Source organism: Planctomycetia bacterium (genome assembly GCA_034440135.1).
In the GTDB taxonomy this organism is placed as follows: Bacteria; Planctomycetota; Planctomycetia; order Pirellulales; family JALHLM01; genus JALHLM01.
The window spans coordinates 1-8,331 of record JAWXBP010000512.1; the positions used below are offsets into that span (position 1 = coordinate 1).

At 60.4% G+C, this 8,331-nt stretch carries 6 protein-coding genes; all 6 read right to left on the minus strand.

What is annotated here, in order from left to right:
* Positions 1-227: hypothetical protein (locus tag SGJ19_28885; GenBank protein MDZ4784281.1), on the minus strand; the 227-nt coding region annotated here is incomplete at its 3' end.
* Between the two features lie 155 nt (positions 228-382).
* Entirely contained in the window at positions 383-2,551 is a 2,169-nt protein-coding gene (locus SGJ19_28890; GenBank protein MDZ4784282.1) for an alpha-amylase/4-alpha-glucanotransferase domain-containing protein, read from the minus strand.
* Between the two features lie 3 nt (positions 2,552-2,554).
* Positions 2,555-3,595, minus strand: coding sequence for a galactose-1-phosphate uridylyltransferase (gene galT, locus SGJ19_28895; protein MDZ4784283.1), 1,041 nt, complete (start codon positions 3,593-3,595; stop codon positions 2,555-2,557).
* 115 nt (positions 3,596-3,710) lie between these two features.
* Positions 3,711-5,906: a glycoside hydrolase family 57 protein gene (locus SGJ19_28900; GenBank protein MDZ4784284.1), complete on the minus strand. Its 2,196-nt coding sequence runs from the start codon at positions 5,904-5,906 to the stop codon at positions 3,711-3,713.
* A gap of 158 nt (positions 5,907-6,064) precedes the next feature.
* A complete protein-coding gene (gene glgA, locus SGJ19_28905) occupies positions 6,065-7,552 on the minus strand; it encodes a glycogen synthase GlgA (GenBank protein MDZ4784285.1) in 1,488 nt (495 codons plus the stop codon).
* 325 nt (positions 7,553-7,877) lie between these two features.
* Positions 7,878-8,331: hypothetical protein (locus SGJ19_28910; GenBank protein ID MDZ4784286.1), on the minus strand; the 454-nt coding region annotated here is incomplete at its 5' end.

Here is an 8,331-nt window from a genome sequence, read left to right on the forward strand (position 1 = left end):
ACTGCAACCCAACCTTCCACCGGACTCCACTCCACACGACCAGGCGTCTCAATTTCATCATCGTCATACAGCTCAACGCTCATTCCGCTTTGCAATTCAATACCTAGTGCAACTAGGTCATCCCGCGTTCCTTTAACACTGAGTCGCACGCGTCCGAGTCGATCAGCGTTGTTAAAGTCGGCATAGATCCGGATTGGCTGATTTGTTTCCGGCATGAGAGATAACAAGGGCGTAGATAAAAGAGCGGTCAAGAACCTTGAGTCGTGCCCGGAGCAAAAGATGGCGCCAGAAGCGTTAGCGCCCGGAGCGCACTGCTGACAGCGCCGTATCCCGGTGCGCTCCCGGCGCTGACGCTTCTGGCTCTATATGCACTTAGCAGGCGCTACCCCACCGCCACTGCGCCGGGGCGTTCCATGCGGCTTTCGGCCAGCGTGGTGTCGAGCGAGAGGTTCATCGTCACGCTCCAGCGGCCGTGTTGGTCGCCGGTGACGAGCCAGTGCGGGATCACCGTCACGGATTGATGCACCAGCTCGAAGCCGCCTTCGCTTTGGCTCACGGTTTCGATCGGGAACGTCCAGATGCCGGTCGGGCGGGAGATCGAAAAGCCAACGTCGATGCCGAGCCATTGATCGATCAGGCCGACTGAGTCGACATCCTGCAAGTCGAGTTGCGTGCCGAGATGGCCGAGTTGGCGGCCGTGGCTGTCGCGGAAGTAGCGGTCGCCAGCGTTGGACGGCAGTCCCGCGAGATTGAATTCCACCCCGAAATGGAACGGGCGATCTTTCGGCAGGCCTTCGATCAGGTAGGCAATCTCCAGCGTGGAGCTGCCGGCCTCGAGCGTGAGCCCCTTGGTGACCTTGAGCGGCGTGCCCCAGGCGTTGCCGTCGCGGGTCATTTGGACCTGAATGCGATCCGGATTACGCCGCACTCGGGCTTCGTAGACGCCGGTGAGGAAATCGCCGCGTTCGAGCGCCTGGCCGCCGACGAGCGCGGCGAGAGTCGTTTCGTTGTCGAAGAAATGATCGAGCAGCGACTTGCGCTGATAGGTGTCGTATTGCAAACGTTGATCGAGGCCTTCTTGTTTGAAGACGACGCGATCGTGAATGCTGGCGGCCTTGTCGGCGCTGGCCTGATTGCCGGCCAGCACCTTGCGGTGATAAGCCTCGGGACGGCGCGTCAGCGTGGCCATCAGGTTGTGGCAAATAGTCCGCACGTCCAACTCGTAGATCTGCCCGCCGCGATGCGGCGCGACTAGGGCCACGAGGCGATCATTGGCCAGAGATACTTCCTGTCGCGCGTCGAAATTCAGGTCGCCGGCCTGGGCTTCCACCCAATGCTCGGCGCGTTGTTCCGCGCGATCGAGCAGGTTCTCGGCCGCGATCAGATGGTTGTAGACGGCGTTCCGCAAATGCGGCAAGTAAATGCCGCCGAAGGCGCCGTGCCAGAAGCCGCAGTTGCATTGCGCGCGGTACAGCTCGGTGCGGGCGTACTCCATGACGTCGCCGTTGCGGCCGGCTTCTTGCAGTTGTTCCAGCCGGCGGCTAACGCCCATCATACGGGTGTACATCTCGTCGGCTTCGGGATACTTCACCTTGAAGTTTCGCCAGAAGCCGCCGCGAACGAACGGCTTGATCTGCGGCCAGAGCGGTTCATGCTCGGCGTCGTGGACGATCTGCTCGTATTCGGCCAACCGCGCGTACGGGAGCGACCACTCGGTCATCTCGCGGTAGCTGCTATCGGGGAGATAAACTTTGCCGATCGGCGGCGTTTGTTCGAAGGCTTCGGCCAAGGTGCCGAGCTTGATCCAATCGGCGTTGGCTTCGAGCGCGAGGAAGAAGCGTTCCAGCCAACCGTCTTCGTAGACGTGCTTCTTGGTTTCCGGCCAGGTGCCGAGTTTTTCACCGTCGTCGCCGAAGACGACGACCGCGCCGGGCTGCCGCTCGGCGATGCCGCGCAGGTATTCGATCGTTTCCTCGGCGGTGCCGAACGGAATTGTGTAGCGGAGCCGCTCGCTGCCAGGGAAGACGCCCAGCAACTTGCCGTCGTCTTCGGTCAGATAGTAGCCGTGCAGTTGATCGTCGAGCAGACCGGTGTTTTTGAAGTGGAAGTCGTCGAGCACGGTGTACTCGATGCCGGCCGCGGCCAGGTCGCTGACGAAGGTCGGCTCCCAAACGCGTTCGGGGATCCACATGCCTCGGACCTTCGCGCCCAGCCGTTGTTCCAGCCAATGCGTGTAGCTGGAAATCTGCCCAATGCGGTCGCGCGAGGGGATCATCGCCAGGATCGGCTCGTAAAACGCGCCGCCGACGATCTCGATGCGGCCTTCCGCGACGAGCCGCGCGAGGCGATCGACGTATTCCGGGTGATGGACGTCGAGCCATTCCATCAGGCAGCCCGACGTGTGCAGCCCGATGCGCAGCGACGGGTGGCGATCGAAGACTTCCAGGAACGGCAGGTAGCTGTCCTGGTACGCCTGTTCGATCACGCCGTCGAAGTTGCCGACCGGCTGATGGTTGTGGAGAACGATGACGAAGCGCAACGGATTGGGCATGATTTATCCAGTCTTCTTAACCGGAAGAGTTTTCGTAGTTCGCGCATCCATGTCGACGTCGCGGAGAAATGCCGCCGCATCTTCGGGCGGAACCGGATTGATGTAAAAGCCGGTACCCCACTCAAAGCCCGCCGTCTTCGTTAAACGCGGAATAATTTCAATATGCCAGTGATAGTGCGCCAATTCCTGGCTGTCAAACGGCGCGGTGTGGATAATGTAGTTGTACGCCGGGCGGTCGAGCGCGACTTCGATCTTGCCGATGACCTGACGCATGACGGTTGAGAGGTCTTCGACGGCGTTCTTCTGGATGTTTTCGTAGTGGCTCGAATGCGCCTTCGGCACCACCCAGGTCTCGAACGGGAAGCGGCTGGCGAACGGACAGAAGGCAAGGAAGCGCGGGGTATCGAGGACGATGCGCTTCTCGTTAGCCAGTTCTTGCTGGATCATATCGCAATACACGCAGCGTCCGCGATAATTGTAAAACTCCAGCGAACCGGTCATCTCTTCCCAGACGCTGATCGGCACGATCGGCGTGACGATCAACTGACTGTGCGTGTGTTCGAGCGACGCGCCGGCCTGTTCGCCGACGTTCTTGAAGATCATCCCGTAGACCAAGCGCGGGTCTTTCTTCAGGTCGATCAACCGATCGCGATAGACCCAGAACACCTCGCGCAGCTCTTCTTCTTCCAAATCCGCCGTGCTGAGCAGGTGCTGGGGCGACTCGATGATCACCTCATGCGCGCCGACGCCGCGCATCATGTCGTAGATGCCGTCGCCGCGCTTGTTGAGGTCTCCTTCGATTTCCAATGCCGGGAACTTGTTCGGCACCACGCGCACCCGCCAGCCTTCCTGATTGGCGGGCGTGCCGGGTTTTCGATAGGCCAGGATCTCTCCGGGCGTGGCGTCTTCGTTCCCTGCGCAAAACGGGCAATACCCCCCGGAACGCATCCGGGACGTCGTCTCAAAATCGTGCGGGCGCTTGGCGCGGCTCTTCGCCACGATTACCCAGCGGCCAACGATAGGGTCTTTGCGTAAATCCGGCATAGTTGAAGTGAGTCAGTCGTTGTTTGTTGAATCAAGTGATGAGTGCGGAGTGATGAGTCAGGAAAACCGCCATCGCGGAGCATTTACTCATCACTCCGCACTCATCACTTCCTCCTCACGCTTGCCACATCACCAACTCAAACTCCGGCGATGGGACCGTGGTTTCGATGGCGCCTTCCACCGGCGAGCGCTCCAGTGATTGTTCGGTTTGCAGCAGTTCCAGGTAAAACTGCACCGGGTCGTCGGTCGAGAGGCCCAGCGTTTGGAGCGGGATGGCCATTTCGACGATGCGATCGGTCGATGCGGCCACGCCGGACTCCGCCACCGGGACGTCCTGGTGATACAACTGCAAAATCGGTTCCGCCCAGTCGGGGTGCGAAATAATCAGTTCGAACCCTTCTGGCTGCAGGAAGACGAGCCGCAATGCGGAGACGTCGGCTAATTGCTCCCGGGCGATGCCGCCGCGCAAATCACAGCGGACGAGCAACCGCTTGGTGTCGAAACCGAAGCGGAGATCGGTAATTCGGCTGTCGGTTTGCATCGACATCGTGCCGCGCGAGCCGCTGGCGCGGTAATGCCCGGCGTTGAGCCACTCGAAGTAGGTCTGCCGGCCGTCGACTTTCACCGACAGCAGGCCGGTTGGTTCGCTGTGCATGCGGGCCTGCTGATGCCCTTGGCTAATCGGGCGCAGCAAGTCCGTGGGAATCTGGTCGCCGAGCACTTGGTAGATGTTTTGCAGGTGCTTACGAAACAGGCGATCGAAGACCGCGTCTTGCGCACTGGAATGCGAGTCGCCGAACCACCAGAACCAATCACTTCCTTCGGCGATGTACATTTCGCGCCAAGCAAGTTGCAACTGTTCGGCGGTTTTTTCTCCGCTGGCCTCGGCCTGTTTCAGGTGATGCCGCGTCTCGAACAGCAAGTCCCAAGCGCGGTTGCACTCGTGGTGGCCGATCCAGATCCCGAAGTTGTGCTGAATCCAACTGCCGGGAAACAGGTGCCCGATCTTGTCGGTGGCCGGGTGGCGGTCGATGTAATCGCAGACGCGCGTCGGCGTGATCTTGGGATGCGACGCCACGCGGCGATACAGCTGGCGCAGGAAATCGACGCCAGCGTTGTGGTAATACTCCCAGCAGTTCTCGCCGTCGAGAATGATGTTGACCAACGATGGGCGATGCCCCGCGTTTTCGTGCGTGGCGTTGCCGATGGCTTCCAGTTTGCCGATGAAATCGTTGACCGCGTGATCGGTGTGAAACCGCTGATAGTGGAAGCCGATCTGATCGCTCATGGCGTGATCGCGGAAGACGATCTGGAGGTCTTTGCCCCCTTGTTCGAGCTTCCAAGGGCGATACAGCATGTGCGGATTGCGCAGGTAGCCGTGACCATCGCGGGAGACCCAGCCGTCCGTCGAGCAGGAGAGAATCTCCTCGTCGGTGGCGATCCAATCGATGCCGGCCTTGGCGACCGAGCCGATCATGGGCTCGCAGACCGAACCTTCCGAGGGCCACATCCCGCGCGGTTTGCAGCCAAAGTGTTCCTCGTGGTAGGCGACCGCCATCTCGATGTGCTTCTGCGCGTCTTCCGCATAGCCGTCCAGATGCTTCGGCAGATGCACGTCCGGCATCGCGCGACGCGCCTGACGCTTGTCCCAGAGCAACGGCAGGATCGGATGGTAGAACGGCGTAGTCGTCAGTTCTAGTTGGCCGCGTTCCATCAACTCGCGATGCAGCGGGACGACTTCGGCCAACAGCGCCATCTGCTTTTTGAGCAGCCAGGCCTTTTCTTCTTCGGTCCACTGCTTGCCTTGTTCGCGGAAAGCGCGGAGCTCTTTGTCTTGCTCGAAGGCCAGCGGGTGAATCCAGGTCAGGTTCGACCAGACTTGGAGGTCGATGATGTCTTGGCGATTGAAGCGCTTCGCCGCGCGCGCCGCGCCGTCGACGCCCATCCCGCGCTTGCGGTAGAGCTCGTGATAGCGCGCGTAGGGGCGGATCATATGGTCCGGATGGACCATGAAGAAATTGTCGAGCAGGTAGTGCATGTCGGCTTCGGCCAGACCATCGGCCGGCAGCCGCGACACGCGCAGATGATGATCCTCGTGCCCTTCGAGATACGCCAGCAACTGCGCCAGCAAACTCGGCACGAGGTTGATCGTGCAATGGAACTCCGGAATCTCCTTGAGCAACATCGCCATGCCCCAATAGTCCTTGGTCGCGTGCAAGCGCACCCAAGGCATGGGATTGTCCTGGCCGATGTCGTCTGGATAGTACGGCTGGTGCTGGTGCCAGATGATCGCGAGCGAGACGTCGTGCATGTTGGGAGGAGGCGGAGCAATAAAGGAGAAGGGGAGTAAAGTAGTTTCCGATCCGTGTGGTGCCTGTATCCCTACATTGTCCCGCGCCTCATCCTGTACTCCGTTACTTCTTTACTCCTCTACTCCTATTCTCCTCTACTCCTTCACTACCCCCCGCCTCACACCGACACGGTTCTCCGCACTCGGCTGAGCGTCGATTCGTAAAGATCGACGTAGTCCCGCGCGCTGCGCGACCAGGACCAATCTTGCTTCATGCCGTTGGCCACGAGTTGCGACCAGAGATCGGGATGCGCATACGCCGTGAGCGCCCGTTCCAGCGCTTCGCGAAACGCCATGGGGCTGTACTCGACGAAGCTGAAGCCGTTCGCCGTGCGATTGGCGAGCGTTTCACTGGTAAGATTCGTGATCGTATCCGCCAGTCCGCCGGTGGCGCGAACGACTGGAACGGCGCCGTATTTCAGGCTGTAAAGTTGGTTGAGCCCGCAGGGCTCGAAGCGGCTCGGCATGAGGAACATGTCCGACGCGGCCTCGATGCGGTGGGCCAGCGCGTTATCGAATTGCAGCGTCGTGCTGACGCGCTGCGGGTAGCGCTGCGCCAACATGCTGAACAGTTCGTGGTACTTCGACTCGCCCGTGCCGAGGATCACCCACTGCACGTTCTGCGTGCTGAGCCATTCCTGCATCACCGAGGCGACCAGGTCGATGCCTTTTTGTTCCGTCAAACGACCGACGAAACCTAACATCGGCGCGCCGGGGGATTCCGGTAGTTTCAATTCGCGCTGCAGCGCAGCCTTATTGGCGGCCTTGCCGGCAGCGGCGGTTTCGACTGAGAACTGCGCCGGCAAGTTCGTATCGGTCGACGGATCCCACTCGCGGTAATCGACGCCATTGATGATGCCGGTCAACACGCCGCGGCGCTGTTGCAGCACGCCTTCCAAGCCACAGCCCAAGGGCGCGGATTGGATTTCATCGGAGTAGCGCGGGCTCACGGTATTGAGCGCGTCGGCGAAGACCAGTCCCGATTTCAGCAGGTTGAGCTTGCCGTAGAACTCCATCCGCTGCCAATCAAAGAACTGCCAATCGAGCCCGGTGAGCAGCATGTCCCAGTGCCAGAACATGCCTTGAAAGGCCATGTTGTGGATCGTCAGCAGCGTGCCGATGCCCTCGTAGCCGGGGATGCCGCGATACTCGGACTTCAAGTACACGGGAATCAGACCGGTTTGCCAGTCGTGTGAATGGATCAGGTCGACCTTCAAGTCGAGCAGCCGGATCGCTTCCAAGGCCGCGCGGCAAAAGAAGACGTAGCGCTCGCAGTTGTCGATGTAGTCGACGCCGTTCTCGGTATAGAGCTGCGGCCGATCAAAGTAGTCGTCTTGCCGGACGAAGTAGACGGGGACGTCGCTCTCGGGGAGTTTCCCCTTCCAAAAGCTGCCGCGAACTTGTTTCGTGCCGATGGGAATTGTGTAGTCGACGCCCGTCGGGACGATCGATTGCCCACAGGCGAACACGTGGCGATATGCCGGCATGATTACGACGGGCGACTGCCCCTGGCGGGCGAGTTCCACCGGCAAAGCACCGCACACATCCGCCAACCCTCCGGTCTTGGCGAACGGGACTGCTTCGCTGGTGGTAAACAGGATGTTCATTGTCCGCAGCCTAACCCCTCTGTACGGTGGTGGGAGCCGTCCGATAACGACTCACCACTTGGTTCCGGCGTAATGATACGCCGCCCGCCGGTTGGCGAAAACTCCCAATTGTGACGATCGCACCCTCGAAAACGGCGTCGTCGCGGCAGGATATCCCCAATTGCCTAGCGCCCATCGCTTTTCGACGTGACGTTAGAATCGGACGATTGCACAGCGTGGGTTAAACTTTTTCGGACAGCTAGAATAGGCGATTTGCGCAAGGATTTCCTGGACGTGACCTGGGGTCGCGCACAAGTGCTCGGGCCATGAGCTAGCGGTGAAGTTGCTAGGCTGCAGTGGCGTCAGTTGCTTCCGCCAAATCCGCCTGACGGATCTTGAAGCCCTGCATGAGCGTGAGCAAGTCATTGGCCACGTCGGAGAGTTGTTGGCCCGCTCCGTTGCTCCGCTGGGCGCCGGTCACGGTGTCCTGGAGGACCTGATCGACGTTGACGATGTGCCGCGAGATTTCCGAGCAGGCCTGGGCCGACTGGGTTACGCCACTGCTAATGATTTGCGATGTCTCGGCGACATGGGCCACGCGCGCGGCGATTTGTTGGACAGCGCCGGTCTGTTGATCGGCGGCGACGGCGATGGATTTCGCCGCTTCGTCGATGCGGGTCATGACTTCGCGGATGTTGCCCATCGCCAGCACCGTATCGCGGGCGGTAACTTGAATCGCCGAGATGCGGGTACGAATGTCTTCCGTGGCGGTGGACGTTTGCGAGGCGAGTTCTTTGACC

Excerpts from the sequence above, each read along its gene's own strand:
- glgA (MDZ4784285.1), bottom strand. The coding sequence starts at position 7,552 with ATGAACATCCTGTTTACCACCAGCGAAGCAGTCCCGTTCGCCAAGACC.
- SGJ19_28900 (MDZ4784284.1), bottom strand. The coding sequence starts at position 5,906 with ATGCACGACGTCTCGCTCGCGATCATCTGGCACCAGCACCAGCCGTAC.
- SGJ19_28890 (MDZ4784282.1), bottom strand. The coding sequence starts at position 2,551 with ATGCCCAATCCGTTGCGCTTCGTCATCGTTCTCCACAACCATCAGCCG.
- galT (MDZ4784283.1), bottom strand. The coding sequence starts at position 3,595 with ATGCCGGATTTACGCAAAGACCCTATCGTTGGCCGCTGGGTAATCGTG.